Consider the following 25,721-nt stretch of genomic DNA (forward strand, 5'->3'; position numbering starts at 1 on the left):
GTCGTGTCGCGAGTTGGAACCGTGCCACAACGCCCACGCCAGACGCAGCCCGCGCGAGCCGACCGCTAGCACTGGCGCGGCTTGAGCCGCGTGGCCAGCACCGCCATGATCGCCGCCATGCCCGCCAGCACCAGGAACGGCAGACGATAGCCACCGGACAGATCGCGCCCGAGCCCGGCCAGCACCGGCGTCAGGCAGGCCAGGCTGTAGCCGGTGCAGAGCATCATCGCCGTCAGCCGGCTGACCGCCAGCGGCGTGCTCGCCTCGTACATGGGCAGCACCAGTGCCAACGAGAAGCTCGCATTGAGCACCACGCCCAGCAGCATGCAGACCAGCAGCGGCTGCCACTGCGGCACCAAGGCGATGGCACTCAGGCAAAGCGTCGCCAGCACGCCCGAGCCACACATCAGCAGGTGCCGCTGACCAAAGCGCTGCGCCAGCCACGGCGCGATGAAGGAACTCGGCAGGCCGATCATCATGAAGGCGCTGAAGAAGCCGTTGCTGTGCAGCATGCTGAAGCCCACTTCGTGATAGCGCGCGACCAGCCAGGTCGCCAGCGCGTAGAACAGCCCGGCCTGCAGCGCGAAGTACAGGCTGATCAGCCAGGCACGCGGCACGCGCCAGGGCAGCCCGGCACGCTGCTCCGGCGCCACGTCCGGCTGGTTCGGCAGACGCCACCACAGCGCCAGCGCGGCGAATGCCGGCAAGGCCCACAGCGCCAAGCCCCAGGTCCACTGGTGACCGAACAGCTCGCTCGCCGGCGCGGTGACCACCGCACCCAGCGTGCCACCCACGGCCATGCCCAGCGAATACCAGGCGGCGGCCTGGCCGATCCGCTCGAGGAAGTAGCGTTTGATGAAGCCCGACAGCAACGGCCCCGCCACCGCGATGCCGGCGCCGACCAGCGCGGCGGTCAGAATCAGCAGCGACGCCTGCTCGCCGAAAAGCCGTAGCAGCAAGGCTACCGCGATCAATCCGAGGCACAGGCCGATACTGCGCTCCAGGCCCAAGCGCAGCGCCAGCCGCGGAGCCAGCGGCGCCAGCAGGCCCATCAGCAGTACCGGCAGCGCGGTGGTCAGGCTGATGGTGCTGCGGCTGAGGCCGAGTTCGATGGCGATCTGTTCGATCAGGGGGGCGAAGGAGGTGATACCAGGGCGCAGGTTGACAGCCGCCAGCAGCAGCGCGGCCATCAGCACCCAGCGGGAGGGTCTGTTCACAGCGGTTCCAACAGTCATGGCAGGCGCCGGGGAGGCCACCCTACTCCCAGCCCCGGGCGACGACAAGCCTCTTGAACCGATCGGTCAGCTTCCGACCTTGCTGCGCTTCTTCTCGGCCAATGCGGCCATTTCATCGTAGATCGCCTGCGGATTCTGTTGCTTGATCCGCCAGGCGATACGTCCTTCCTCGTGCGGCAGAATCATGAATTCGCCTGCGGCCACTCGCTGGTGGATGTAGTCGGCGATATCCGCCGCGGTGATCGGCGAGGCCTCCAGCAACTTGCCGATCTGCGCCTTCATGTGTGGCGTCGGGCCGCGATAGGAGTCCAGCAGATTGGTCTGGAAGAACGACGGACACACCACGTGCACACCGATCTCTTGCTGGCGCAGTTCCACCAGCAGACTTTCCGACAGCGCCACCACACCGGCCTTGGCGACGTTGTAGTTACTCATGCCCGGCGCCTGCATGAGCGCAGCCATCGAGGCGATATTGATGAGCGTGCCACGACTCTTCTGCAGGAGCGGGAGGAACGCCTTGCACCCCTTGACCACGCCCATCAGGTTGATTGCGATCTGCCAGTCCCAATCCTCCAGCGACAGCTCGCTGAAGAAGCCGCCCGACGCTACGCCGGCGTTGTTCACCACGATGTCGATGCCACCGAGCTTGTCTTCGCAGGCCTGAGCGAAGGCGATCAGCTGGCTGTAGTCGCGCACATCGCACCGCTGGACGAAGCCGTCGCCGCCGACGGCGCGAACCATTTCCAGGGTCTGCGCCAGCCCCGCCTCGTTGATGTCGGACAGCGCCAGGCGCCAGCCGTCGCGCGCCCAGCGCAGGGCGATCTCGCGGCCCAGCCCGGAGCCCGCTCCGGTAACCATCATGCGGTTCTGATTCATCGTGCAGCCCTCGTTATCCGATTCAATGGCAGCGAGTCTAGCGAAAGGCATCTGGCCGCCCGGCATCCATCAGGGCGCTGAATGACCGGAACAAACCGCCAGGCGGATCGCTGGCACGGCGCGCGAAGGGCAACAGCCGGGTCGCTTTTTCGGCGGGCATGAAAAAGGCAGCCCGAAGGCTGCCTCTTTTTTACATCACGGACGATCGTCAGTGAGCAACGGCTCCCGTTGCACCCAGACCGGTCTGCGAACGCACGAACTGCGGGAAGAAGCGGGCACGCTCGTCGCTGGCCATCGTCGACTTGTCGGTGATCGAGAAGAACCAGATACCGATGAAGGCCACAGCTACCGAGAACAGCGCCGGGTAGGAGTACGGGAAGATCGCCTCGGCGTTGCCCAGCACCTGCACCCACACGGTCGGGCTGAGGATGGTCAGGATCAGCGCGGTGAACAGGCCCAGGGAACCACCGATCAGCGCACCACGAGTGGTCAGGTTCTTCCAGTACATGGAGAGGAACAGGACCGGGAAGTTGCAGCTGGCGGCGATGGAGAAGGCCAGACCCACCATGAAGGCGATGTTCTGCTTCTCGAAGGCCACACCGAGGATGATCGCAACCACACCCAGAGCCAAGGTGGTGCGCTTGGTCACCTTCATCTCGTCCTCTTCCTTGGCCTTGCCCTTCTTGATCACGCAGGCGTACAGGTCGTGAGACACGGCCGAAGCACCTGCCAGGGTCAGGCCGGCAACCACCGCCAGGATGGTGGCGAAGGCCACAGCGGAGATGAAGCCGAGGAACAGGTTACCGCCAACCGCGTTGGCCAGGTGCACGGCCACCATGTTGGTGCCGCCGATGATGGCGCCAGTGGCATCCTTGTATTCCGGATTGGTGCTGACCAGTAGGATCGCGCCGAAACCGATGATAAAGGTCAGGATGTAGAAGTAGCCGATGAAGCCGGTGGCATAGAACACGCTCTTGCGGGCTTCCTTGGCATCGGAGACGGTGAAGAAGCGCATCAGGATGTGCGGCAGGCCAGCGGTACCGAACATCAGCGCCAGACCCAGGGAGATCGCCGAAACCGGATCGGTTACCAGACCACCCGGGCTCATGATGGCTTCGCCCTTGGTGTGGATCTTCACGGCTTCGGAGAACAGGGTGCCGAAGTCGAAGCCCACATGCTTCATTACCATGATGGCCATGAAGCTGGCGCCGGACAGCAGCAGTACAGCCTTGATGATCTGTACCCAGGTGGTCGCCAGCATGCCGCCGAACAGCACGTAGCAAACCATCAGCACGCCGACCAGAACCACCGCAACGATGTAGTCCAGGCCGAACAGCAGCTGGATCAGCTTGCCGGCACCGACCATCTGGGCGATCAGGTAGAAGGCCACCACGGTCAGCGAACCCATCGCCGACAGGATGCGGATCTGGGTCTGACCGAGACGATAGGAGGCCACGTCGGAGAAGGTGAACTTACCCAGGTTGCGCAGGCGCTCGGCCATCAGGAACAGGATCAGCGGCCAGCCAACCAAGAAGCCGATGGAGTAGATCAGGCCGTCATAGCCGCTGGTGAACACCAGGGCGGAAATACCCAGGAACGACGCCGCGGACATGTAGTCGCCGGCGATCGCCAGGCCGTTCTGGAAGCCGGTGATGCTGCCGCCGGCGGTGTAGTAGTCGGACGTGGAGGTGTTGCGCTTGGCCGCCCACTTGGTGATACCCATCGTGAAGGCGATGAACACCACGAACATGACGATGGCGGTCCAGTTGGTCGCCTGCTTCTGGACTTCGCCGGTGAGGGCTTCTCCCGCCAGCAGCATCGGGGAGGCTGCCAGTAGTGCGGCAGCGGACAGCAAACGAGCGATCATTATTTTTGGGCCTCGTTGAGGATTTCCTGGTTGATACGGTCGAACTCGCCGTTGGCGCGCTGCACGTAGACTCCCGTCAGGCCGATGGCCAGGAAGATCAGGCCCAGGCCGGCAGGAATTCCCCAGGTGGTAACGGTTTGCGCACTGAGCTTGACGCCCAGCAGATGGGGTTCGAAAGCGATCACCAGAATGAAGGCAAAATAGGCTGCCAGCATGATGATCGAAAGCAGCCAGGCGAAACGGCCACGCTTGGCGACCAGCTCCTGGAAGCGGGGATTGTTGTAGATCTGCTGGTAAGCATTGTCGTTATTGTGCATTGCAACTGTCTCCACGATCATTGCCCCCCAATGAGGACAGGGTGGCTACTTTAGGGCCGGATCGGCTGAATTCCACCCGACTTTGGTCTGACTTCGAGCGGCGCAAAGCAGCGAGCTAGAGCCAGCCAAACACCTTGAAACATTCTGCAAGCCTTATCTCACGGGGCCTCCAGCGTTTCGGAACGGTATTTGCTGAACATGACGGAAATCATTCTTCGGCACGCTGTATCGCCTAAAGGCGTATACGTTCGAGGCCTCTGCGGCGCGCCGACAGAAACCCGGTGACGCCGTTCTGCCACTACCCGCGAAACGAAGTCGAGCGACGCAGATCAAACCAATCGCGGGGCGGCGTGTCTGAGCCTCGCCCGTCCCGGTGACGACGAAACGCCGGAACGACGCACAGGAAAGGCTGCACGGCTCGACCCCGCATGACTGCCGGCCGCGCAGGTCGCTTTATGGAGAATTAGCATGCCGCTGCTGCCGCTCATCGCCCTGCTGGTCGTCTGTGTACTGCCAGTGCAGGCCGCCGATCTCAGTGCTGCCGAATACGGCTTTCCGCTGGACAATCCGTTCGAGGCGACCATCGCCACAACCCCGCTCGAACTGCGCCCGGCGGTGCCGGCCGACGACGAGATCGATCAGGCCGACTACAGCCTGCGCCTGCGCCCGGAGCGCGAATTCACGCTGCCGGACAATTTCTGGCCGGTCAAACGCCTGGGCTACCGGCTCGCACGTCAGGCCGGGCCGGCGCCGCTGATCTTCATCATCTCCGGCACGGGCGCGCACTACGCCAACGGCAAGACCGAGGCGCTCAAGCGGTTGTTCTACGGCGCCGGCTTCCATGTGGTGCAGCTCTCCTCGCCCACCAGTTACGACTTCATGGCCGCTGCCTCGCGCTATGCGACACCGGGCCTGAGCCAGGACGATGCCAAGGATCTCTACCGGGTCATGCAGGCAGTGCGTGCGCAGCAGCGCAAATTGCCGGTGACCGAGTTCCACCTGCTCGGCTACAGCCTGGGCGCGCTGCACGCCGCCTTCGTCAGCCAGCTCGACGAGACGCGGCAGAGCTTCGGCTTCAAGCGCGTGCTGCTGCTCAACCCGCCGGTCAACCTCTATACCTCGATCAGCAACCTGGACAAGCTGGTGCAGACCCGGGTCGAAGGCATCGACAACAACACCACGTTCTACGAGGTCGTGCTGGACAAGCTGACCCGCTACTACCGCCACAAGGGCTACATCGACCTCGACGAAGCCATGCTCTACGACTTCCAGCAGTCGCCGCTGCGGCTCAGCGACGAGCAGATGGCGATGCTGATCGGCACGGTGTTCCGCTTCTCCGCGGCGGACATCGCCTTTACCTCGGACCTGATCAACCGTCGCGGACTGATCACGCCGCCCGACTACCCGATCGACGAAGGCACCAGCCTGGAACCGTTCTTCAAGCGTGCACTGCTATGCGACTTCGACTGCTACATCGTCGATCAGCTGATTCCCATGTGGCGTGTGCAGTACGACGGCGGCAGCCTCACCCAGATGATTCAGCAGGTCAGCCTCTATGCGCTCGAGAACTACCTGCGCAGCGCCGACAAGATTGCCGTGATGCACAACGCCGATGATCTGATCCTCGGCCCCGGCGACATCGGCTTTCTGCGGCGCACCTTCGGCGAGCGGCTGACGCTGTACCCGCGCGGAGGGCATTGCGGCAACCTCAACTATCGCGTCAATACCGCGCAGATGCTGGAGTTCTTCCGTGGCTAGGTTCTCTTTGCTGTTGTCGCTGCTGTTCGCCAGTGCCGCGGCCTGGGGCGAAACCTCGAATATCGACGAGGATGGTTTCACCCACCCGCTGCGCGATCTCGAATTCAATCCCGGCCTCGACCAGCGCGAGTTCGAGCGCGCAACCTTCAAGGCGCTGGACGTCTATGACCCCTTCGAGTCGTTCAACCGGCGCATGTATCACTTCAACTACCGCCTGGACCAGTGGGTGATGCTGCCGGTGGTGCGCGGCTACGTTTACGTCACCCCCCGCCTGGTGCGCACCGGGGTGAGCAACTTCTTCAGCAACCTCGGCGAGCTGCCGACCCTGGCCAACAGCGTGCTGCAGCTCAAGGGCGAGCGGGCGATGAACGCGACGGCACGCTTTCTGTTCAACACCATCATCGGTGTCGCCGGCCTGTGGGACCCGGCGACACGCATGGGCCTGCCTCGCCAGCCGGAGGATTTCGGCCAGACACTGGGGCATTACGGCGTCCCCAGCGGCCCGTACCTGATTCTCCCGGCACTCGGCCCGTCCAACCTGCGCGACAGCACCGGACTGGTCACCGACTTCGCCATCGAACGGCAGGTGGACTATTTCGGCTACGCCGAGGCTAGCGGCGGGCAGTTCGGCCTGACGGCGCTGCGCGTGGTGGATATCCGCTACAGCACCGACTTCCGCTACGGCCAGCTCAACTCACCGTTCGAGTATGAAAAGGTGCGCTACGTCTACAGCCGGGCGCGTGATCTGCAGATTGCGGAATGATCCACAGGATCAGCCGCGCCGCTTTCTACGCCGACCGTAGAGGCTCGGCTCGCCTTCCGGACGCGTCTTGAAGCGCCGATGCGCCCAGAGGTATTGCTCCGGCAGCGCGCCGACCGCTTCCTCGACCCATTGATTGATGCGCCGGCAGTCGGCCTCTTCATTCTCGCCTGGGAAATTCTCCAGCGGCGGATGAATCACCAGTCGATAGCCCGAGCCGTCGGCCAGACGCTCCTGAGTGAACGGCACCACCAGCGCCCGCCCCAGGCGCGCGAACTTGGTAGTGGCGGTGACGGTTGCCGCCTGGATGCCGAACAGCGGCACGAACAGGCTCTGCTTGCGCCCGTAGTCCTGATCCGGCGCGTACCAGATGGCGCGGCCGGCGCGCAGCACCTTGAGCATGGCGCGCACGTCCTCACGCTCAATGGCGGTGGCGTCGCGATTGTGCCGTTCGCGCCCGCGACGCTGGATGAAATCGAACAGCGGGTTCTTGTGCTCGCGGTACATGCCGTCGATGGTGTGGCGCTGGCCCAGCAACGCGGCACCGATCTCCAGCGTGGTGAAATGCAGCGCCATCAGGATCACGCCCTGCCCCGCCGCCTGTGCGCGCTGCAGGTGTTCCAGCCCCTCGACATGCGCCAGGCGCTGCAGGCGTGCTTGCGGCCACCACCAGCTCATGGCCATCTCGAAGAAGGCGATGCCGGTGGAAGCGAAGTTTTCCTTCAGCAGCCGCTCGCGCTGCTCCTGGCTCAGTTCAGGGAAGCACAGCTCCAGGTTGCGCCGCGCGATTTTCCGGCGCGAACCGGCGACGGCATACATCAACCGGCCAAGCAGACGCCCCAGACACAACAGCCACGGATACGGCAATTGCACCAGCAGCCAGAGCAACCCCAGCCCCAGCCAGAGCAGCCAGAAACGCGGATGCAGGAAGTACGGGCGAAAGTGAGGACGTTCCATAGCGAGCTCGAAGCGGGTGAAGCCGCGCATTCTATCGGGAAAAACGCTGCAAAACCGAGCCGCTGGCCCCGGCGGCAGTCCATGTTCGCTGTTGCAGGCCGCGCCGCACCCCGCTATAAGTCCTCGCCATTTACCGCCGCAGGCAGACCATGAGCCAAGCCGACTCCTCTCCCCAAGCCCCCGTCTTCCAGCTCAAGGGCAGCATGCTCGCCATCACCGTGCTGGAGATTGTCCGCAACGACCTCGACGCCCTCGACGAACAGCTGGCGGCCAAGGTCGAGCAGGCACCAGACTTCTTCAACAACACACCGCTGGTACTGGCCCTGGACAAGCTCCCCGCCGATGGTGCGGATGTCGACCTCGCCGCCCTGATCGCGCTATGCCGCAAGCACGGCCTGCGCACACTGGCGGTTCGTGCCGCCCAGCCGGCCTATATCAGCGCTGCCGAGGGGCTCGATATCCCGGTACTGCCGCCCTCCGGCGCACGCGAGCGCAAGGTCGACCTGGCGAGCAAGGCACCTGCCAAACCCGCCGAACCGGTCTATCGCCCGACGCGTGTGGTGACCACGCCGATCCGCGGCGGCCAGCAGGTCTATGCCCAGGGCGGCGACCTGATCGTGCTCGCCGCGGTCAGCCCCGGCGCGGAACTTCTCGCCGATGGCAACATCCATGTGTACGGTCCGCTGCGCGGGCGCGCGCTGGCGGGCATCAAGGGCGACGCCAATGCGCGCATTTTCTGCCAGCAACTGGCCGCCGAGATGATCTCGATCGCCGGTCAGTACAAGGTGGCCGAAGACCTGCGCCGCGAGCCGCTGTGGGCCGAATCGGTGCAGATCCGGCTCGCCGGCGACGTGTTGAACATCACCCGCCTTTAACGGATACTTCCGCGAATTTTTCCGCACCGAAATGGCTTCCCGCGCCGCTCAGGCCGACGAGGCCGATTTTTCACATTTAGGGTGAAGCACCTTGGCCAAGATCCTCGTAGTCACTTCCGGCAAAGGTGGCGTCGGCAAGACCACCACCAGCGCCGCCATCGGAACCGGCCTCGCTCTGCGCGGGCACAAGACCGCCGTGGTCGACTTCGACGTCGGCCTGCGTAATCTGGACCTGATCATGGGCTGCGAGCGTCGCGTGGTTTACGACTTCGTCAACGTCATCAATGGCGACGCGACCCTCGGCCAGGCCTTGATCAAGGACAAGCGCCTGGAGAACCTCTACGTCCTCGCCGCCAGCCAGACCCGCGACAAGGACGCCCTGACGCTCGAAGGCGTCGGCAAGGTGATCGATGAGCTGAGCAAGACTTTCGAGTACGTGATCTGCGACTCCCCGGCCGGTATCGAAAAGGGCGCGCACCTGGCCATGTACTACGCCGACGAAGCAATCGTGGTGACCAACCCGGAAGTATCGTCGGTACGCGACTCCGACCGCATGCTCGGCCTGCTGGCCAGCAAATCGCGCCGCGCCGAGAACGGCCAGGAGCCGATCAAGGAGCACCTGCTGCTGACTCGCTACAACCCCGAGCGCGTCAACAAGGGCGAAATGCTCGGCGTCGAAGACGTCGAGGAAATTCTTTCCATCCGCCTGCTCGGCGTGATCCCGGAATCCCAGGCGGTGCTCAAGGCGTCCAACCAGGGCATCCCGGTGATCCTCGACGACCAGAGCGACGCAGGCCAGGCCTATAGCGACGCCGTAGACCGTCTGCTCGGCAAGGAAGTGGCCCACCGCTTCCTCGACGTGAAGAAGCCCGGCTTCCTGCAGCGACTCTTTGGAGGCCGCGAATGAACCTTTTCGATTTCTTTCGCGAGCGCAAGAAGAAGGAAACGCCCGCCGCCATCGCGAAGGAGCGTCTGCAGATCATCGTTGCGCATGAACGCGGCCAGCGCACCCAGCCGGACTACCTGCCTGCACTGCAGAAGGAGCTGGTGGAGGTGATCCGCAAGTACGTCAACATCGATCAGGATCAGGTCCAGGTGGCGCTGGAGGACCAGGGCAGCTGCTCGATCCTCGAGCTGAACATCACCCTGCCGGATCGCTGAGCGACCCGGTTGTTTCAGAAACGGCGGCCTCGGGCCGCCGTCTTCGTTTGTGGAAAAGCACATGCCGCTAAGCAACATCGAGATCGTCCATCAGGACGCCGCCCTGCTGGTGATCAACAAGCCTACCCTGCTGCTCTCGGTGCCCGGCCGCGCCGAGGATAACCGCGATTGCCTGGTGACCCGTCTGCAGGAAAACGGCTACCCCGAAGCGCGCATCGTGCACCGGCTGGACTGGGAAACCTCGGGCTTGATCGTGCTCGCCCGGGATGCCGACAGTCACCGCGAGCTGTCTCGTCAGTTTCACGATCGTGAAACCGAAAAAGCCTATACGGCGCTGTGCTGGGGCCAGCCGGAGCAGGACAGCGGCAGTATCGACCTGCCGCTGCGCTACGACCCGCCGACCAAGCCACGGCACGTCGTCGATCACGAGCTGGGCAAACACGCGCTGACTTTCTGGCGCATCCTCGAACGCTGCGGTGATCACTGCCGCGTCGAACTGACACCGATCACCGGTCGTTCGCATCAGCTGCGCGTACACATGCTATCCATCGGCCATCCGCTGCTCGGCGACCGCCTCTACGCGCACGAGCAGGCCCTGCAGGCACACGAGCGCCTGTGCCTGCATGCCAGCATGCTGACGCTGACCCACCCGCAGACCGGCGAACGCCTGCGCTTCGACTGCGCGGCGCCGTTCTGAACGGGCACCCCCTAGCGCCGGCCAATCGCGCAGACCGCCCGGGGTCGATGCGGTAGACTTCGCGCCATTGCAGTCCGGAGCCCGTCATGCCGCAAACACTCAACCAGAGCCTGATCGAATTCCTTCAGGCATCGCCCACGCCGTTCCACGCCACTCGCAATCTCGCCCAGCGCCTGCAGGCATCCGGCTTCACTCCGCTCGAGGAACGCGACGCCTGGCATCTGCAGCCCGGCGGGCGCTATTACGTCACGCGCAACGATTCGTCGCTCATTGCCTTCCAGCTCGGCAGCAGAACGATGGTCGAGCACGGCATGCGCCTGGTCGGCGCGCATACCGACAGCCCCTGCCTGCGCGTCAAGCCGCATCCGGACCTGCAGCGCCAGGGCTTCTGGCAGCTCGGCGTGGAAGTCTACGGCGGTGCGCTGCTCGCACCCTGGTTCGACCGCGACCTGTCGCTCGCCGGCCGCGTCACCTACAGCCGCGACGGCCGCATCGAAAGCCAGCTGATCGACTTCCGGCTGCCCATCGCAGTGATCCCCAGCCTGGCCATTCACCTCAACCGCGAAGCGAACCAGGGCTGGGCCATCAACGCCCAGAACGAGCTGCCACCACTGATCGCCCAGGTACTCGGCGAGGAAAACCCCGATCTGCGTGCGCTGCTGGCCGAACAGCTGAGCCGCGAGCACGATCTGATCGCCGACGTGATTCTGGACTTCGAGCTCAGTCTCTACGACACCCAGCCAGCCGCAGTGGTCGGCCTCAACGGCGATTTCATCGCCGGCGCCCGCCTTGACAACCTGTTGTCCTGCTTCGCCGGCTTGCAGGCGCTGCTGAACGCTGCGCCGGAGGAGACCTGCCTACTCGTCTGTACCGATCACGAGGAGGTCGGCTCCTGTTCCATGTGCGGTGCCGACGGCCCGTTCCTCGAACAGGTGCTGCGTCGCGTGCTCCCGGAGGATGAGAGTTTCCAGCGCTGCATCAACCGTTCCCTGCTGATTTCCGCCGACAACGCGCACGCCGTGCACCCTAACTATGCCGACAAACACGATGGCAACCACGGACCGAAGCTCAACGCCGGCCCGGTGATCAAGGTCAACAGCAACCAGCGCTACGCCACCAGCAGCGAAACCGCCGGTTTCTTCCGTCATCTATGCGTGGAAAACGAGGTGCCGGTACAGAGCTTCGTCACCCGCAGCGATCTCGGCTGCGGCTCGACCATCGGCCCGATCACCGCCGGTCAGCTCGGCGTGCGCACGGTCGATATCGGCCTGCCGACCTTCGCCATGCATTCGATCCGCGAACTGGCCGGCAGTCAGGATCTGGCGCACCTGGTGAAAGTACTCACTGCCTTCTATTCGAGCAGCACGCTGCCCTGAAACGGACGCGGGTGCGCCGGCCAGCGCCCCGCATCGATGGTTACTGCAGATCGGCGTCGATGACCAGTGCCAGCTTGCCGGAGACGGTATTGCTGGCCAGGGCCGCGAAGGCCGCTTCGGCATCGCCGATCGGGAAGCACTGCTCCAGACGCGGTGACAATTTACCCTCGGCGAACATTGGCCAGACATTTTCCTCCATCTCGGCGAGCAACCCGGCCTTGTAGTCCGCATCGCGGCTGCGTAGCGTCGAGCCGATCAGCTGGATGCGCTTGGCCAACAGCGCCGCCAGGTCCAGCTCGGCCTTGCGTCCGCCCATCAGGCCGATCATCACCCAGCGCGCGTCCAGCCCCAGCAGCTGCAGGTTCAGTGCAGCGTACTTGGCACCGACCGGATCGAGGATCAGGTCGAATGGCGCGAAATCGCGCAGCGCCTCCAGCGCCTCTCCACGCAGCACGCCGCCTTGTGCGCCGAGCGCCTCGCAGTAGGCCAGACGCTCCGCCGATCCCACGCTGACCCAGCAGGGGTTGTCGAATGCCTTGCACAGCTGGATCGCCGCCGAACCGACACCGCTGGCCCCAGCATGCAGCAGCACCTTCTCGCCAGGTTGCAGCGCACCCAGCCGATACAGATTGAGCCAGGCCGTGGCGTACACCTCGGGAATCACCGCTGCCTCGCGCAGCGACAGTCCCGCCGGCACCGGCAGCGCATGCCGGGCATCGACCACAACTTCCTCCGCCATGCCGCCACCGGCCAGCAAGGTACAAACCCGATCGCCAACCTGCCAGCGGCTGCCCGCACCGACTTCCGTGACCACCCCGGCACACTCCAGACCGAGAATATCGGTCACTCCCGCTGGCGGCGGATAATGACCGGCACGCTGCAGCAGGTCGGCACGGTTCAACCCAGCGGCCGCAACGCGGATTCGCACCTCACCCTCGCCACACTCCGGGGCTGGTCGCTGCGCCCACTCCAGTTCCCCCTCGACGCCTTGCAATGCCTTCATGCTGCCTCCATAGTGAGTCCAATCCTGCGCCCAACCGTTACTCGCTGGTCTCTCCCAGCCATACCGACGGGCGCGTGCTTCATACCGCCGGACGCCTGACGAACCGGCGCCAACCCTAGATGGCCTAATATGCGTTATTCCTCAGCCTTACGTCGCCCTCAAACCATGAAACGCACGCTTGCCTGCACCGTTTTCACCCTGCTGTTCGGCCTCCAGGCCTCGCTGGCGTTGGCCAAGCCTGGCGACGCACCGAAGTGGGATTACCTGCAGCCGGACCGCGAGCAGGTCATCGCCAGCCTCAACGTCGTCGAGCTACTCAAGCGCCACCATTACAACAAGCCGCCGCTCAACGACGCACGCTCGGCAAAGATCTTCGACAGCTACATAGAGATGCTCGATCCGGCGCGCAGCTATTTCCTCGCATCGGACCTCGCCGAATTCAATCGCTGGCGCACCGAGTTTGACGACTTCCTTAAGCGCGGCAACCTGGAGCCGGGCTTCCTCATCTACAAGCGTCACCTCGAGCGCCTGGAAGATCGCCTCAACTATGCGCTGGGCCTGCTGCAACAGGGCGTCGACAAGATCGACTTCACCGTCGACGAGACGCTGCTGGTGGATCGAGAGAAAGCCGCCTGGGCGAAGGATCGCGCCGAACTCGATGACCTCTGGCGCAAGCGCGTGAAGGATGAAGTCCTGCGCCTGAAGATTGCCGGCAAGGAGCCCAAGGCCATTCAGGAACTGCTGACCAAGCGCTACAAGAACCAGCTTGCGCGACTGGAGCAGACTCGCGGCGAGGATGTGTTCCAGACCTACATCAACGCCTTCGCGCAGTCCTACGACCCGCACACGCAATACCTGTCGCCGGATAACGCGGAGAACTTCGATATCAACATGAGCCTGTCGCTGGAAGGCATCGGTGCGGTGCTGCAGAGCGACAACGAGCACGTCAAGATCGTGCGCCTGGTGCCGGCCGGCCCGGCAGAGAAAAGCAAGCAGCTGGCGCCGGCCGACAAGATCATCGGCGTCGCCCAGAGCGATGACGAGATGGTCGACGTGATTGGCTGGCGACTGGACGAAGTGGTCAAGCTGATTCGCGGTCCGAAGGGCTCGGTTGTGCGCCTGGAAGTGATTCCGGCGAGCAACGCACCCAACGACCAGACCAGCAAGATCGTCGCGATCACTCGCGAAGCGGTGAAGCTGGAAGAACAGGCGGCGAAGAAATCGGTGCTCAACCTCGAGCACCAGGGTCAGCAGTTCAAGCTCGGTGTCATCGAGATACCGGCCTTCTACCTCGACTTCAAAGCGCTGCGCGCCGGCGACCAGAACTACAAGAGCACCACCCGCGACGTGAAGAAACTGCTGACCGAGCTGCAGCAGGAGAAGGTTGATGGCGTAGTGATCGACCTACGCAACAACGGCGGCGGATCGCTGCAGGAAGCCACCGAGCTGACCGGCTTGTTCATCGACCAGGGGCCGACCGTGCTGGTGCGCAACGCCGACGGCCGCGTCGACGTGCTGGCCGACGAGAACGTCGGTGCATTCTATAAAGGTCCGCTAGCGGTGCTGGTCAATCGATTGTCCGCCTCCGCTTCGGAGATCTTCGCTGGCGCCATGCAGGACTATCACCGCGCTCTGATCCTCGGCGGACAGACGTTTGGCAAGGGCACCGTGCAGACCATCCAGCCACTCAACCACGGCGAACTGAAGCTCACTCTGGCCAAGTTCTACCGGGTTTCCGGGCAGAGCACCCAGCACCAGGGCGTGATTCCGGACATCAGCTATCCGGCCGACGTCGATACCAAGGAGATCGGCGAAAGCGCGCTGCCCGAGGCAATGCCCTGGGACAGCATCCGCGCCGCGATCAATCCTGATATGAACCCGTTCAAGCCGTTCCTCGCTGAACTCAAGGCGCGCCACGAGGCGCGTACCGAGCAGAATCCGGACTTCGTGTTTACGCGTGATCGCCTGGCTCTAACCCAAGAGCTGATGCATGAAACCACGGTAAGTCTCAACGAGAGCAAGCGCCGCGCGCAGCAGGCCGCTATCGAGAAACGTCAGCTGTCGCTGGAAAACGCGCTGCGCCAGGCCAAGGGCGAAGAACCTCTGGCCAAGCTGGAAAAGGACGACGAGACGAGTACGCCTCACGAGCCCGAAAAACTCAAGCCGGAGGACGACGCCTATCTCGCGGAGAGCGGACGGATTCTGCTCGACTACTTGGGTCTCGATTCAGCGATGGCACAGCACTGATTACTGACTGCTCTACAGAAAGGCCGCCCAACGAGGCGGCCTTTTTCATTCTCATCAGCTCCAGCAGACTTTATATGCCGCGGCGTGCGGCGAGCGCCTTGTAGCGATCGGCTACTGCCGGATCCGCAGCCAGGCCATAGCCACCGGCACGGTAAAGCTGCTCTAGCCGCATCGCCGCCAGCGGATGTCCGGCAGTTGCCGCCTGCTCCCACCAGCGCGCAGCCTCAGAGCCATCTGGACCACGCGAGGCATCTTCACTGAGACTGATCACGCCCAGCTGGTAGGCCGCTTTGGCATCGCCGGCCTGAGCAGCCAAACGCAACAGCCGTATGCCTTCCTGTTTTGCGCCCAGACCCTGGCCACGAAAATAGAGCATATGGCCGTAGAAACTCTGCGCGGCACGATCGCCCAGATTGGCCTTGCGCGAGAACTGCCCTTCCATCCAGCGCCATAGCTTCGGCTGTTGCACCGCCCAACGCGCAGCCATCAGTTTGCGGGCGAGCAGATAGCCTGCGCTCGCGCGCAGCTTCCAGAGCATCATGGAACCTCCGGATAGTCGAATTCGAAAACCCGCGCGACCTCGCCAGCGTGCCAGGATGCCGCAGCGAACCCGTCTGACGGTCCACTGAAGCGCCCGAGTTTCGTCGCACACTCGAAGAACCCCGTACGGGGTAGACGGCTGGCGCCCTGACTGATGACCAGTGCGCTGCGCAAAGGCCGTTCCGCCCGCGCATCCAACGCGGCCAGGTGCTCCAGCGCAGCGGTCAGCGTTTGCATGGCCGGAGCCGGTAATTGCAGGCGCTCGACCAATGCTCGATAGGTCACCAGATGACGCTGCCGGCGAGCCTCGCCCAACTCCAGCAGCAGCGCTTGCCAATGCTGCCGACTGATGCGTACCGCAGGACGTTGCAGGCTCAAGCGTCGTCCTCCCAGCGTGGTACCTCGAGGGCACGGGCCAAGGCGCGGCGGATCGCCGTATCGGGTACCCGCTCACCGCTTTCAATCAATGCGAGATAGGCCGGGCTGATACCTACTGAGCGGGCCAACGCTGCGATATCCAACCCCTTCGCCTCACGCAATTGTGGCAGCTGTCGCAGCGCCGGTGCGCAAACAGCTTCAGGAGCAGGCTGAGGAGCGTCGGGCCGTCGCCCTACCGCATTCAGCAGCGCTTCATATTCGCTCCACGGCAGGACAGCATATTCGGGTGCGCCATCGCGCATGATGACCTGCACATTCATCTTTCTTTCCTGAACTCTTTGGCCTAGATAGCCGAATCTTAACAGTCTGGACAGGCAATGGAGCATCGCGCTGCCACTGCATTTCACTGTATGCAACGGCAGCGCATCCGCTCTAACGTCGCTCGGTTTCCTGCGCTGCCGGCAACACCTCCAGCGCCGCTTTACGCGACGGTGGCTGAGCGTCGCGCCAGCCACGAAACGCCACAAGCTCGTCGGACCACTTGCGCATGACCCAACCCATCACCGCCAGGTCATCGATGAAGCCGAGCCCGGGAATCCAGTCCGGAAGCGCATCCAGCGGCGACAGAAAGTACAACAGCGCGGCAACTACCGATACGAGCGTCGACTTGCTGATCGCCCGGTACTCTCCGCGCCACCAAGCGACACACAACGCCTGAAACAGCGACAGATCCTCACGCAAACCTTTGAGCAACCCGCCGTGAGAGGAGCGCTTACGCGCGACCGCCAGCAGCAACGCGGGAACTCTGCCACGAGCAATGACGCGTTGGGCAACGGGTAGGTATCGCAGGAAATTCCAAGGCGCTTTCATACAGAGTTTCCTCCAGGCAGCGTCCTTGCTGGGTTAGCGAGGTTACCCACAGAAGCTGTGGATAACCTTGTGAATTGTTTATGGATGATTGCGTCAAACGCCCTACTCACGGGCCTCTGAGACAAATCGCTCCTTTTTTGCGCAGCCGCCCAAGTCATTGAAAAACAATGACTTATGTCATTTGATTAAGCAACGACAAGGAGACGGAGACGAACGGTCTACTGGCCGTTTGAAATGTGCATAACCGTCATATGTCAACGCTTTTTCGATAGCGTTTTTGACTGGGCTGCAGCGACAGGGTTCGGCCGAAGGAGGGGCTGACACGAAGCGAGCCAGTGCGACTCGCTTCGGCTGCAGGTTACAGACTGAGCTTGCTGCGGTTCTTCTCGAGCGTTGCCGCGCCGATGCCCTTGACCTCCAGCAGCTCGTCGACTGACTGGAACGGGCCGTGGTCGTCGCGATAATCGATGATCGCCTTCGCCTTGGTCGGGCCGATGCCTTTGAGTTCCCGGGTCAGGGTTTCTGCGTCGGCGCTGTTGATCTTGACGACTGCAATCTCGGCATTCGCTGCCGGTACAGCGGCAGGAGCGCTCTGCTGAGGATTACTGGCAGCATGGCCTGGCACGGCCAGCGAGGTGAGTAGCGCGAAGGCCACTGCGGAAAGAAATGCTTTGCTCATATTCACGTCCTTATGAAGTTTGAAGGCTGCGGTACTTCCTGCTCCGCAGCGTGCTTAATCTAGACAGCGTTCTAGCGAAGTCAAAACGGGATGCGTTTTTTGCGAACCCCGTCAACCTGCCGTTACCTCATCGCGTTGAACAGGTTGAGCCCACTGATCTTCACATAGCTCTGCTGCGCCGCCTCGAGGATGACGGTCTGGAACGACAGGCGCGACAACGCTTCGGCATAGTCCAGCTCTTTCAGCTCGGCCTGCACCGATTTGTTCACCAGCGTCACGTCCTCGTTATCGGTCTGCGTCGTTTCGATCACGTTCAGCCGAGCACCGATATTGCCGCGCGCGGCATCGACGCTGACCATGCCGTGGTCGAGGTTGGTCAGCGCGACGGCAACGGCATCGTGAACCCCCTGATTACCCGTGATAGGGTTTTCCAACGCGGAGCGTAGGCTGGCGATGGTGCTGAGGATGCCCTGCTTCTGCTGAGTAGCGTCCAGCGTAACCTCAACCGAATCGCCAGCCGCAGGCGTGCCGTTAAACTGCATGACCACACCACGAAAAACGAGTTTGTCGCTTGTGTCCGTTTTGTCGTCCAAAGAACCGGACGCGAGGACGAGATTGGGATCGGCAAATGGATCAGCAAAATCAGCTGGCGGAGCGCTGAGATCGTAGACGATGTAGTCAGTTTCCGAAGTGAAGTGCACGCCAATGCCCGCAGCGGGAAATGCCGGATTTGCGCTGAGCGCGACCTCATCCTGAACCAGCGGAGCCGAAACGCTCAACGTGGAACCGGCTTGAGCGGTGAAGACGCTTTGGTAACGCCCGGCATTGATCACGTTCTCAAAGACCGACTTGCCATTGTCGCTGATCGGAATATTTAACGAGCTGGCGATTTGCAGCTTGCGCTGCCCCTCATCACCTTCGTAGCTATAGCTGCCATCGGCGCCCCGCACGAACGGCTGTGTCTTGCCCTGAAAGCCCGCGAACAGATATTCGCCTCGCGCGTTACGGGTGTTCATCAACGACAGCAACTCATCCTCTCGCTCGCCCAGTTCGGCCGCAATGGACTTGCGATCCTGCGGATCGAGCGCGCCGTTGCCGGCCTGTACTGCCAGCTCGCGCACGCGCTGCAATACGGTGTTTACCGAATTGAGCGTGACCTCTTCCTGGGTCAGGCTGTTCTTCGCCGCCGTAAGGTTGGCGTTGTACTGGCTCAACACGTTCTGCTGCTGTTCCAGCTGCAGCAGGCGTACCGACGCGACCGGATCGTCGGCCGGAGTGAGGATGCGGTTGCCGGTGCTGATCTGTTCCTGAGTACGGGTCGCGTTGGCGTAGTTGCGTTGCAACCCGGCGACGCCGTTGTTGAATGCCTGCAAGGTCGAGATGCGCATGGTCGGGCCTGTTAGCGGAAGGTGCTGATCAATGTATCGAACAGCGAGCGGGCAACTTGAATGATCTGCGCCGAGGCGTTGTAGTACTGCTCGAACTTGATCAGGTTGGCGGCCTCCTCGTCGAGGTTGACCGCCGACAGCGAGTCGCGGTTGTCGGTGGCCTGCTTGAGGATCGCGCCGTTCGCCTCGCTGTCCAGTCGCGCCTGCGCGGTCAGCGTGCCAACGCGCTCGACCAGCTCGCCATAGCCGTCGGTGAAACTGAAACCGGAACCCGCCACGTTGTTATCGACACCGATGCTCTGCTTGCTTTGCAGGTCGACCAGCTTCAGGGCGTTGCGGTTGTCGGAGACTCCACTCTGGTTGAAGGCGATACTGAAATCATCACCATTCGCCGGACGGCCGCTCATGGCAAAGGCCAGCTGATACGTCTCGGTGCCAGACGTATAAGCCACCCGCACGGTATTGGCGGTGCCCGACGTAAAGCTGGGAGCGGGCGTCAACGGGTTGCCCTGATCATCAACGTACGACCAGCCGCTCGGCAGCGGATCGCCCAGCGTATAGGTCTTGCCATCTGCACTCAGCGTTACCTCGAGCGAAAGGCTGGCTGCGCTGAGCACGCTCTTGTCTATCGGCGACGGGCCATTGACCAGATCAGGCTGACCGATCAGTCCGGTTCCGCTGTTTTGCAAATTACCTTCGGCACGCATCGGCGCGGCGAACGCCAGTTGATCTGCCTGATCGAGCACCGCCGTGATATCGGTTGCACCGCGACGCGTGGGCTGCAGCGTGAATTTGTCGCCCAGCGCGGGTGCCGGCGTTCCCGGCACGATCTGGAATCCCTGATCCCGGCCGCTCTTGTCGGTGATGCTCAGGCTGCCATCCGCATTAGTGGTCACCGTCATCGGCTGGCTGTCGCTCAGGCGACGCACCGTGTAGCCGCCAGCGCCGTACTCCATGAGATAGTCGCTGGTGGTCAGCAGATTGGTTTGCGTGATGTTCAGCGCCGGTTGCGCGTTGCTGCTGTTGCCGGAAAACGCATTGACGCGCAGCTTGGCCAGCGCCGGATCGTTGTAATCGCCAAACAGCGCCGTCCCCACATTGCCCTTCAGATCCAGCCCTTGTCCGAGCTGGCTGTTGACCTGATCGCTCACCGCCAGTGCCAGACGGCCCAAGGAGTTCATGGTCGAGTCCAGCACCTCGCTGCGATAGCGAATCAGCCCGCCCAGCTCGCCACCGCTGATCTGCGAGGTGATGCCCTGGCGCGAGCCGCCGCTGATGAACTGTACCTCGTGGCGGTTAGGGTCGCCCTGCCCCGGCACCACTTCCAGGCGCGCCACGCTGCTGCCCACCACCAGCGGCTGGCCGCTGCCGATGAAGATGTTAAAGCTGCTGTCGTCCTGCGGAACCACCGTTACGCCGATGTAGGTGGACAGCTGGCGCACCGCCTCTTCGCGAGCATCAAGCAGATCGTTCGGCTGCTTGCCATTGGCGGCAGCGACGGCGATGGCTTCGTTCAGGCTGCCGATGCTGCTGGCCAGTCGGTTGACCTGATCGGTGACTGCGGACATCTGCTTGTTGGTGAACGCGTTCTGCTCGGCCAGCCGGTCATAGACGGTATTGAAACGCCGCGCCAGGCCTTCGGACTCGGCCAGCACCAGCTGCCGCGCCGGAATGTTGGCCGGGTCCTCGGCCGCGGTCTGCAATGCGGAAAAGAAGCTCTGCAATGCCGGGGTGATTCCCGTGGTAGTACCGGCAAGCAGCGAGTCGAGCTGATCAATCTGACTCTTGTAGGCCGCGACGTCGCTATTGAGCGCCGTGCTGCTGCGCAACTGACTGGTCAGGAACTCGCTGTAGCTGCGGCGCACATCGACCAGCGTGGTGCCGGAGCCGATATAACCCGCGCCGCTGAACTGTGCCAGCCGTGTCGCCTGGGTCGCATCCTGGCGCGTGTAGCCCGGCGTGTTGACGTTGCTGATGTTGTGGCCGGTGATCGACAGCTGCGTCTTGCTGGCGGAAAGCCCGGACAGGCCAATATTGAGTAGGTCAGCCATGAATTAGCCTCTGGTCCGCATGGCGGGCGCCGAACCTGCGTCGGCGACGGTCTGATAGGTCTGCATCTTGCGCGCGATCTGGCTGATCTTGCGCGCGTACTGCGGATCGGTGGCGTAGCCCGCCTTCTGCAACTCTTTGACGAAGCGCTCGGAGTCGCCGGAATTGCTGGCGACCTGAATGGCGGTCCGGTAACGATCGTTGTTCTCCAGCAAGCTGACGAAGTCGTTGAAGCTCTGCTCGAAGGAATCGTAGGCGCGGAAGCCCGCCACCTCGCGGGTGGCCTTGCCATTGACGTATTCGGTGGTGGTCGCCGAGGCGGACTCGCCCTGCCAGCCGGTAGCCTTGATACCGAACAGGTTGTGGCTGTTGCTGCCGTCGCGGTGACGGATCATGGACTTGCCCCAGCCGGTTTCCAGCGCGGCCTGCGCCACCAGATAGCGCGGCTCGACGCCCAGGCGCTCGGCGGCCTTCTCGGCCATCGGCAGCATGGTGGTGATGAATTCCTCGCGCGAGCTGAAACGCGTCTTGCTCGGCGCTGCGGCTGCATTCGCCGGCACCCCGTTGACGATCAGCGACTTGTCCTGCGGGGCGGCAAAGGCGGTGGCGGGCTTCCAGTCCAGTTCGACCAGCGGCTTGCCATCGGATACCAGCGCCTGCGGCGCGGCAGGATTGGTTGCCGAAACATTGGCGACCTGGCGCTCGCTGAGCTTGCCTGGCAACGCCAGGCGGCGCTGGTTGAGCAGACGCGAGTCGTCACGCACGGCCTCGGTCGCGGCTGCCGGCTTGTTCGGCCAGCTCGCGCCTTCGGTGGCAGCGACCTGGGCGAACGGGTTCGGCCGGCTGGCGGTTTCAGTCTGCTTGCTCAGCTGGCGCACCAACACGTCGGCCAGGCCGATGCCGCCGCCGTCTTTCGACAGACTGACCGACAGCTGCTGGTCGTACATCTCCTGATACTGCTTGGCGGCCTGGCTGTTCAGCGGGTTGTCTTCGGCCAGCACGGCATTGGCCGAGCGCATCGACTTGAGCATCTCGTTGAGAAACAGCGACTCGAATTCCTGCGCAACCTTGCGCACGTTTTCTTCGCCATCACGATCCTTGCCCACCTTCAACTGGTTGAGGCGATTGAGATCGGTGTAGCTGCCGCTGTCGAGACCGCGCCCGCCGGCGCCCAGACGAGTATCCATATCCGTTAAACCCTTAGATCACGATCAGATCGGCCTGCAACGCACCGGCCTGCTTGAGCGCCTCGAGAATCGCCATGAGGTCGCTGGGCGCCGCGCCGACCTGGTTCACCGCACGCACGATCTCGTCCAGCGTGGTACCAGGACCGAACTTGAACATCGGCTTGGCTTCCTCTTCGGCCTGCACCCGGGAGTTGGGCACCACCGCGGTCTGCCCAGCGGAGAACGCCTCCGGCTGGCTAACCTGCGGATCCTCGGTAATGGTCACCGTCAGGCTGCCGTGGGTGACGGCGGCTGGCTGCACGCGCACGTTCTGACCGATGACGATGGTGCCGGTGCGCGAATTGATGATGACCTTGGCCACCGCCTGGCCGACGTCGACCTCGAGATTCTCCAGGATCGACAGGTAATCCACGCGCTGGCTCGGGTCCAGCGGCGCGCTGACGCTGATGGAGCCGCCATCCAGCGCCTGCGCCACGCCTGGGCCGAGTAGGTCATTGATCTGGTCGACAATATTCTTCGCCGTGGTGAAGTCCGGTCGATTGAGGTTGAGCGTCAGCGTGTTGCCCTGGTTGAAGGCACTCGGCACCTGCCGTTCGACGGTCGCCCCTCCCGGAATTCGCCCGGCCGACGGTACGTTGACGGTGACCCGTGAGCCGTCGGCGCCGCTGGCATCGAAACCGCCGACCACCAGGTTGCCCTGGGCGATGGCGTAGACGTTGCCGTCGATGCCCTTGAGCGGCGCCATCAGCAGGCTGCCGCCGCGCAGGCTCTTGGCGTTACCGATCGAGGACACGGTGATGTCGATGGTCTGCCCGGGCTTGGCGAATGGCGGCAACTCGGCGTGAATGGACACCGCCGCGACGTTTTTCAGCTGCACGTTGCCGCCGGCCGGCACCTTGATGCCGAACTGCGCCAGCATGTTGTTGAACGTCTGCACGGTGAACGGCGTCTGCGTGGTCTGGTCGCCGCTGCCATTCAGGCCGACCACCAGGCCGTAGCCGACCAGCTGGTTGGCGCGCACGCCATTGATGGTGGCGACGTCCTTGAGGCGCTCGGCCTGGGCGGTCATGGCCAGGCCGAGCAGGCCGAGCAGCACGAAAAATTTGCGCATCATGGAACAGCCTCCGGTCAGAACGGCCACAGCGGGCTGATGAAGAAGCGATCCAGCCACCCCGGCTGGCTCGCGTCGGCGAAGGCACCCGTCCCCGAATAGGTGATGCGCGCGTCGGCAATCCGTGTCGAAGGCACGGTGTTGTCCGTGGTGATGTCGTCGGCACGCACCAGGCCGGCGATGCGCACCAGCTCGTCGCCGGTGTTGAGCGTCATCCACTTCTCGCCGCGCACCGCGAGAATACCGTTGGGCAGCACCTCGGAGACGGTCACCGTGATCGAGCCGGAGAGGCTGTTGCTCTGCCCCGCCTGACCGGAGCCGGAGGTGTCACGCTCAGCCTCGTATTCGGCGCCGAGCGTCATTTTGTTGCCGGTCAGCGGATTGCCCATCGAAACGCCACCGCCGAACAGCGAGCCCAGGCCGATGTTGGCGCTGCTGTCCTTGGAAATCTGCGACGAGGCGTTCTTGCTCGCCTGGGTCCGCTCGTTGAGGGTGATGGTGATGATGTCGCCCACCCGGAAGGCCTTGCGGTCGTCGTAGAGGTTGGTCTCGAAACCGGCCTGATAGATAGCACCGTTGTTCTGTGCCGCCGGCAGCGGCGTACGCGGCAGCACCGGCGCGTAGTACGGATCGTTCGGCTTGGGCGCCGGCGCCACGCAGCCGGCCAGGGCCAGCGCGGACGATATCGAGACAACAACGGTCAACAAGCGGCTCATACACACCTCAGCCCGGACAGGGCCACTGAAACGACTTCGGACACAGCGAGCTATCCATGCCCTGCAACAACGGTTAACGCGACTTACAACTGCTGGGTAACGAACGACAGCATCTGGTCGGCGGTGGAGATGACCTTGGAGTTCATCTCGTAGGCGCGCTGGGTGGTGATCATGTTGACCAGCTCCTCCACCACGCTGACGTTGGAGTTTTCCAGCGTGTTTTGCAGCACCGTACCCAGGCCGTTGAGGCCCGGCGTACTGATCTGCGGCGCGCCGCTGGCCGCGGTCTCCAGGAACAGGTTGCTGCCCATCGCCTGCAGGCCGGCCGGGTTGATGAAGTCAGCCGTCTGGATATTGCCGATGATCTGCGGCTGCGCATTGCCCAGCATAGTCACCGAGACGGTGCCGTCTTCGCCGACGGTGAAAGTCTGGGTTTCCGGCGGCACGACAATGGCAGGTTCCAGCGAATAGCCGTTGGAGGTGACGATCTGGCCGTCGGAGCTCAGGTGGAAGCTACCGTCGCGGGTGTAGGACACGGTGCCGTCAGGCAGCAGCACCTGAAAGAAGCCGCGCCCGTTGATCGCCATGTCGAGCGGCTGTTCGGTGGTCTGCAGGCTGCCGGTGGTAAAGATCTTCTGCGTGCCGGTGATGCGTACCCCGGTACCTAGTTGCAGGCCGGACGGCAGCTCGCTGTCCTGGCTGGACTGCCCGCCGGGCTGGCGACGGATCTGATAGAGCAGGTCCTGGAACTCGGCACGATCACGCTTGAAGCCGGTGGTCGAGACGTTGGCCAGGTTGTTCGAGATGGTCGTCAGGTTCATGTCCTGGGCGGACAAACCGGTCTTGCTGACCCAAAGTGCTGGAAGCATGTGCTTTCTCCTCGTGCGTCGAGCGGACGCGACGCGCTGGTGTTAGCTGATTTGCAGGACGCGAGCCATCGCAGCCGCATCATCCTCGGCGGTGCGCATCATCTTCACGTGCAGTTCGAACTGGCGTGACAGCGCCAGCATGGATGTCATTTCGGCCACCGCATTCACGTTGCTCGCCTCGAGGAAGCCCGAGGTCACGCGCACGCCTGCGTCCGCCTCCACTGGCTGGCCGCCCTTCATGCGGATCAGGCCATCGGTGCCCTTCTCCAGCTGCTGCGGATCGGGATTGACAAGTTTCAGGCGATCGACAGTGACGACCACGTTCGGGTCTTCGCCCAGAGCGCGGATGCTGATGGTGCCGTCCTGACCGATGTCGACCTTTTCCTCGGGCGGAATGGCGATCGGCCCGCCGTTGCCCATCACCGGCATGCCATCGGCGGTACGCAGCACGCCGAGCACATCGATATTCAAGCTGCCGGTGCGCACGTAGGCTTCGCCACCATCGGGCGCCTGAACCGCGATCCAGCCTTCGCCTTCGATGGCGACGTCCAGATCGCGCCCGGTTTCCTGTAGCGCGCCGGCGGTAAAGTCCGTACCCGGGCGCTCGGTCATCGCGTAGACACGCGCCGGGAAACTGTCGCCGAACACCTGCATCGAACGCGCCTGCTCGAAGTCCCGCCGAAATCCGGTGGTGGAGATGTTCGCCAGGTTGTTCGCATGGGCCTGCTGTGCCCGCGCGTTCTGGCTGGCGCCGGTCATGGCCACGTAGAGCATCTTGTCCATCAGCAAACTCCAAGACGCGAGA

At 63.3% G+C, this 25,721-nt stretch carries 26 protein-coding genes; 8 read left to right on the forward strand and 18 right to left on the reverse strand.

From position 1 onward, the window contains the following. Positions 1 to 65: 65 nt before the first annotated feature. The 4 genes from HU825_RS18435 to HU825_RS18450 all read right to left on the reverse strand — a co-directional run bounded on the left by HU825_RS18435 (position 66) and on the right by HU825_RS18450 (position 4,295). The gene (locus tag HU825_RS18435) at positions 66 to 1,190 is read right to left on the reverse strand and encodes an MFS transporter (protein ID WP_234303426.1); all 1,125 of its coding nucleotides are present in this window, start codon (positions 1,188 to 1,190) and stop codon (positions 66 to 68) included. 111 nt (positions 1,191 to 1,301) lie between these two features. After that, positions 1,302 to 2,111 (reverse strand): SDR family oxidoreductase, encoded by an 810-nt coding sequence (locus HU825_RS18440; RefSeq protein WP_043299289.1) that lies wholly within the window; start codon positions 2,109 to 2,111, stop codon positions 1,302 to 1,304. 208 nt (positions 2,112 to 2,319) lie between these two features. After that, the gene (locus HU825_RS18445; RefSeq protein ID WP_234302638.1) at positions 2,320 to 3,978 is read right to left on the reverse strand and encodes a cation acetate symporter; all 1,659 of its coding nucleotides are present in this window, start codon (positions 3,976 to 3,978) and stop codon (positions 2,320 to 2,322) included. Then, a complete protein-coding gene (locus HU825_RS18450) occupies positions 3,978 to 4,295 on the reverse strand; it encodes a DUF485 domain-containing protein (protein WP_054095117.1) in 318 nt (105 codons plus the stop codon). The genes HU825_RS18445 and HU825_RS18450 overlap by 1 nt, the downstream gene beginning before the upstream one ends. A 468-nt stretch (positions 4,296 to 4,763) precedes the next feature. On the opposite strand from HU825_RS18450, the gene HU825_RS18455 reads away from it, so the two are divergent. Both HU825_RS18455 and HU825_RS18460 read left to right on the forward strand, forming a co-directional pair. Further along, positions 4,764 to 6,053: an alpha/beta fold hydrolase gene (locus HU825_RS18455; protein ID WP_234302639.1), complete on the forward strand. Its 1,290-nt coding sequence runs from the start codon at positions 4,764 to 4,766 to the stop codon at positions 6,051 to 6,053. Between the two features lie 7 nt (positions 6,054 to 6,060). Next, a complete protein-coding gene (locus HU825_RS18460; protein WP_138301124.1) occupies positions 6,061 to 6,816 on the forward strand; it encodes an MlaA family lipoprotein in 756 nt (251 codons plus the stop codon). Positions 6,817 to 6,825: 9 nt separating this feature from the next. On the opposite strand, the gene HU825_RS18465 is transcribed toward HU825_RS18460, so the two are convergent. Next, positions 6,826 to 7,770 carry a lipid A biosynthesis lauroyl acyltransferase gene (locus HU825_RS18465; protein WP_043299282.1) on the reverse strand — a complete coding sequence of 315 codons (945 nt, stop codon included), beginning with the start codon at positions 7,768 to 7,770 and terminating at the stop codon, positions 6,826 to 6,828. Between the two features lie 149 nt (positions 7,771 to 7,919). Between HU825_RS18465 and minC the strand changes: the two genes are divergently transcribed. The 5 genes from minC to HU825_RS18490 all read left to right on the forward strand — a co-directional run bounded on the left by minC (position 7,920) and on the right by HU825_RS18490 (position 11,879). Continuing rightward, on the forward strand, positions 7,920 to 8,645 hold the full coding sequence (gene minC, locus HU825_RS18470; RefSeq protein ID WP_054095120.1) for a septum site-determining protein MinC: 726 nt from the start codon (positions 7,920 to 7,922) through the stop codon (positions 8,643 to 8,645). 91 nt (positions 8,646 to 8,736) lie between these two features. After that, positions 8,737 to 9,552 (forward strand): septum site-determining protein MinD, encoded by an 816-nt coding sequence (minD, locus tag HU825_RS18475; protein WP_008570733.1) that lies wholly within the window; start codon positions 8,737 to 8,739, stop codon positions 9,550 to 9,552. Next, complete coding sequence (gene minE, locus HU825_RS18480; protein ID WP_003287467.1) at positions 9,549 to 9,806, forward strand: cell division topological specificity factor MinE; 258 nt, start codon at positions 9,549 to 9,551, stop codon at positions 9,804 to 9,806. The genes minD and minE overlap by 4 nt, the downstream gene beginning before the upstream one ends. Before the next feature lie 61 nt (positions 9,807 to 9,867). Next, a complete protein-coding gene (locus HU825_RS18485) occupies positions 9,868 to 10,503 on the forward strand; it encodes an RluA family pseudouridine synthase (RefSeq protein WP_008570735.1) in 636 nt (211 codons plus the stop codon). 86 nt (positions 10,504 to 10,589) lie between these two features. Then, entirely contained in the window at positions 10,590 to 11,879 is a 1,290-nt protein-coding gene (locus tag HU825_RS18490; RefSeq protein ID WP_043299275.1) for a M18 family aminopeptidase, read from the forward strand. A gap of 40 nt (positions 11,880 to 11,919) precedes the next feature. Here the strand turns inward: HU825_RS18490 and HU825_RS18495 are convergent, their stop codons facing one another. Then, complete coding sequence (locus HU825_RS18495; RefSeq protein WP_234302640.1) at positions 11,920 to 12,882, reverse strand: NAD(P)H-quinone oxidoreductase; 963 nt, start codon at positions 12,880 to 12,882, stop codon at positions 11,920 to 11,922. A gap of 165 nt (positions 12,883 to 13,047) precedes the next feature. Between HU825_RS18495 and HU825_RS18500 the strand changes: the two genes are divergently transcribed. Beyond that, entirely contained in the window at positions 13,048 to 15,129 is a 2,082-nt protein-coding gene (locus HU825_RS18500; RefSeq protein ID WP_043299272.1) for a carboxy terminal-processing peptidase, read from the forward strand. A 70-nt stretch (positions 15,130 to 15,199) separates the two neighbouring features. Here HU825_RS18500 and HU825_RS18505 read toward each other — a convergent pair whose 3' ends face one another. The 12 genes from HU825_RS18505 to flgF all read right to left on the reverse strand — a co-directional run bounded on the left by HU825_RS18505 (position 15,200) and on the right by flgF (position 25,699). Continuing rightward, positions 15,200 to 15,667: an SEL1-like repeat protein gene (locus HU825_RS18505; RefSeq protein WP_138300250.1), complete on the reverse strand. Its 468-nt coding sequence runs from the start codon at positions 15,665 to 15,667 to the stop codon at positions 15,200 to 15,202. Then, positions 15,667 to 16,047, reverse strand: a complete 381-nt coding sequence (locus tag HU825_RS18510) for a hypothetical protein (protein ID WP_003287457.1) — start codon at positions 16,045 to 16,047, stop codon at positions 15,667 to 15,669. Before HU825_RS18510 ends, HU825_RS18505 begins: the two co-directional genes overlap by 1 nt. Continuing rightward, on the reverse strand, positions 16,044 to 16,367 hold the full coding sequence (locus HU825_RS18515; RefSeq protein WP_077683838.1) for a helix-turn-helix domain-containing protein: 324 nt from the start codon (positions 16,365 to 16,367) through the stop codon (positions 16,044 to 16,046). The genes HU825_RS18510 and HU825_RS18515 overlap by 4 nt, the downstream gene beginning before the upstream one ends. A gap of 112 nt (positions 16,368 to 16,479) precedes the next feature. Then, positions 16,480 to 16,917 carry a YkvA family protein gene (locus HU825_RS18520; protein WP_043299267.1) on the reverse strand — a complete coding sequence of 146 codons (438 nt, stop codon included), beginning with the start codon at positions 16,915 to 16,917 and terminating at the stop codon, positions 16,480 to 16,482. 358 nt (positions 16,918 to 17,275) lie between these two features. Beyond that, positions 17,276 to 17,596: a ComEA family DNA-binding protein gene (locus HU825_RS18525; protein ID WP_043299265.1), complete on the reverse strand. Its 321-nt coding sequence runs from the start codon at positions 17,594 to 17,596 to the stop codon at positions 17,276 to 17,278. A gap of 122 nt (positions 17,597 to 17,718) precedes the next feature. After that, positions 17,719 to 18,984, reverse strand: coding sequence for a flagellar hook-associated protein FlgL (gene flgL, locus HU825_RS18530; RefSeq protein ID WP_043299263.1), 1,266 nt, complete (start codon positions 18,982 to 18,984; stop codon positions 17,719 to 17,721). An 11-nt stretch (positions 18,985 to 18,995) separates the two neighbouring features. Then, positions 18,996 to 21,035: a flagellar hook-associated protein FlgK gene (flgK, locus tag HU825_RS18535; RefSeq protein WP_054095126.1), complete on the reverse strand. Its 2,040-nt coding sequence runs from the start codon at positions 21,033 to 21,035 to the stop codon at positions 18,996 to 18,998. 3 nt (positions 21,036 to 21,038) lie between these two features. Continuing rightward, the gene (flgJ, locus tag HU825_RS18540) at positions 21,039 to 22,220 is read right to left on the reverse strand and encodes a flagellar assembly peptidoglycan hydrolase FlgJ (RefSeq protein ID WP_155550281.1); all 1,182 of its coding nucleotides are present in this window, start codon (positions 22,218 to 22,220) and stop codon (positions 21,039 to 21,041) included. A gap of 13 nt (positions 22,221 to 22,233) precedes the next feature. Further along, a complete protein-coding gene (locus tag HU825_RS18545; RefSeq protein ID WP_284692211.1) occupies positions 22,234 to 23,331 on the reverse strand; it encodes a flagellar basal body P-ring protein FlgI in 1,098 nt (365 codons plus the stop codon). 17 nt (positions 23,332 to 23,348) lie between these two features. Continuing rightward, positions 23,349 to 24,047 (reverse strand): flagellar basal body L-ring protein FlgH, encoded by a 699-nt coding sequence (flgH, locus tag HU825_RS18550; protein WP_043299257.1) that lies wholly within the window; start codon positions 24,045 to 24,047, stop codon positions 23,349 to 23,351. Positions 24,048 to 24,130: 83 nt separating this feature from the next. Next, on the reverse strand, positions 24,131 to 24,916 hold the full coding sequence (gene flgG, locus HU825_RS18555) for a flagellar basal-body rod protein FlgG (RefSeq protein WP_008570745.1): 786 nt from the start codon (positions 24,914 to 24,916) through the stop codon (positions 24,131 to 24,133). A gap of 42 nt (positions 24,917 to 24,958) precedes the next feature. Next, complete coding sequence (gene flgF / locus HU825_RS18560; protein ID WP_008570746.1) at positions 24,959 to 25,699, reverse strand: flagellar basal-body rod protein FlgF; 741 nt, start codon at positions 25,697 to 25,699, stop codon at positions 24,959 to 24,961. Positions 25,700 to 25,721: the final 22 nt, after the last annotated feature.

Origin of the sequence: Pseudomonas phenolilytica, assembly GCF_021432765.1 — a bacterium.
GTDB classification, from domain to species: domain Bacteria; phylum Pseudomonadota; class Gammaproteobacteria; order Pseudomonadales; family Pseudomonadaceae; genus Stutzerimonas; species Stutzerimonas phenolilytica.

Excerpts from the sequence above, each read along its gene's own strand:
- HU825_RS18435 (WP_234303426.1), bottom strand. The coding sequence starts at position 1,190 with ATGGCCGCGCTGCTGCTGGCGGCTGTCAACCTGCGCCCTGGTATCACC.
- HU825_RS18440 (WP_043299289.1), bottom strand. The coding sequence starts at position 2,111 with ATGAATCAGAACCGCATGATGGTTACCGGAGCGGGCTCCGGGCTGGGC.
- HU825_RS18445 (WP_234302638.1), bottom strand. The coding sequence starts at position 3,978 with ATGATCGCTCGTTTGCTGTCCGCTGCCGCACTACTGGCAGCCTCCCCG.
- HU825_RS18450 (WP_054095117.1), bottom strand. The coding sequence starts at position 4,295 with ATGCACAATAACGACAATGCTTACCAGCAGATCTACAACAATCCCCGC.
- HU825_RS18455 (WP_234302639.1), top strand. The coding sequence starts at position 4,764 with ATGCCGCTGCTGCCGCTCATCGCCCTGCTGGTCGTCTGTGTACTGCCA.
- HU825_RS18465 (WP_043299282.1), bottom strand. The coding sequence starts at position 7,770 with ATGGAACGTCCTCACTTTCGCCCGTACTTCCTGCATCCGCGTTTCTGG.
- minC (WP_054095120.1), top strand. The coding sequence starts at position 7,920 with ATGAGCCAAGCCGACTCCTCTCCCCAAGCCCCCGTCTTCCAGCTCAAG.
- minE (WP_003287467.1), top strand. The coding sequence starts at position 9,549 with ATGAACCTTTTCGATTTCTTTCGCGAGCGCAAGAAGAAGGAAACGCCC.
- HU825_RS18485 (WP_008570735.1), top strand. The coding sequence starts at position 9,868 with ATGCCGCTAAGCAACATCGAGATCGTCCATCAGGACGCCGCCCTGCTG.
- HU825_RS18490 (WP_043299275.1), top strand. The coding sequence starts at position 10,590 with ATGCCGCAAACACTCAACCAGAGCCTGATCGAATTCCTTCAGGCATCG.
- HU825_RS18495 (WP_234302640.1), bottom strand. The coding sequence starts at position 12,882 with ATGAAGGCATTGCAAGGCGTCGAGGGGGAACTGGAGTGGGCGCAGCGA.
- HU825_RS18500 (WP_043299272.1), top strand. The coding sequence starts at position 13,048 with ATGAAACGCACGCTTGCCTGCACCGTTTTCACCCTGCTGTTCGGCCTC.
- HU825_RS18505 (WP_138300250.1), bottom strand. The coding sequence starts at position 15,667 with ATGCTCTGGAAGCTGCGCGCGAGCGCAGGCTATCTGCTCGCCCGCAAA.
- HU825_RS18515 (WP_077683838.1), bottom strand. The coding sequence starts at position 16,367 with ATGAATGTGCAGGTCATCATGCGCGATGGCGCACCCGAATATGCTGTC.
- HU825_RS18520 (WP_043299267.1), bottom strand. The coding sequence starts at position 16,917 with ATGAAAGCGCCTTGGAATTTCCTGCGATACCTACCCGTTGCCCAACGC.
- HU825_RS18525 (WP_043299265.1), bottom strand. The coding sequence starts at position 17,596 with ATGAGCAAAGCATTTCTTTCCGCAGTGGCCTTCGCGCTACTCACCTCG.
- flgL (WP_043299263.1), bottom strand. The coding sequence starts at position 18,984 with ATGCGCATCTCGACCTTGCAGGCATTCAACAACGGCGTCGCCGGGTTG.
- flgK (WP_054095126.1), bottom strand. The coding sequence starts at position 21,035 with ATGGCTGACCTACTCAATATTGGCCTGTCCGGGCTTTCCGCCAGCAAG.
- flgJ (WP_155550281.1), bottom strand. The coding sequence starts at position 22,220 with ATGGATACTCGTCTGGGCGCCGGCGGGCGCGGTCTCGACAGCGGCAGC.
- HU825_RS18545 (WP_284692211.1), bottom strand. The coding sequence starts at position 23,331 with ATGCGCAAATTTTTCGTGCTGCTCGGCCTGCTCGGCCTGGCCATGACC.
- flgH (WP_043299257.1), bottom strand. The coding sequence starts at position 24,047 with ATGAGCCGCTTGTTGACCGTTGTTGTCTCGATATCGTCCGCGCTGGCC.
- flgG (WP_008570745.1), bottom strand. The coding sequence starts at position 24,916 with ATGCTTCCAGCACTTTGGGTCAGCAAGACCGGTTTGTCCGCCCAGGAC.
- flgF (WP_008570746.1), bottom strand. The coding sequence starts at position 25,699 with ATGGACAAGATGCTCTACGTGGCCATGACCGGCGCCAGCCAGAACGCG.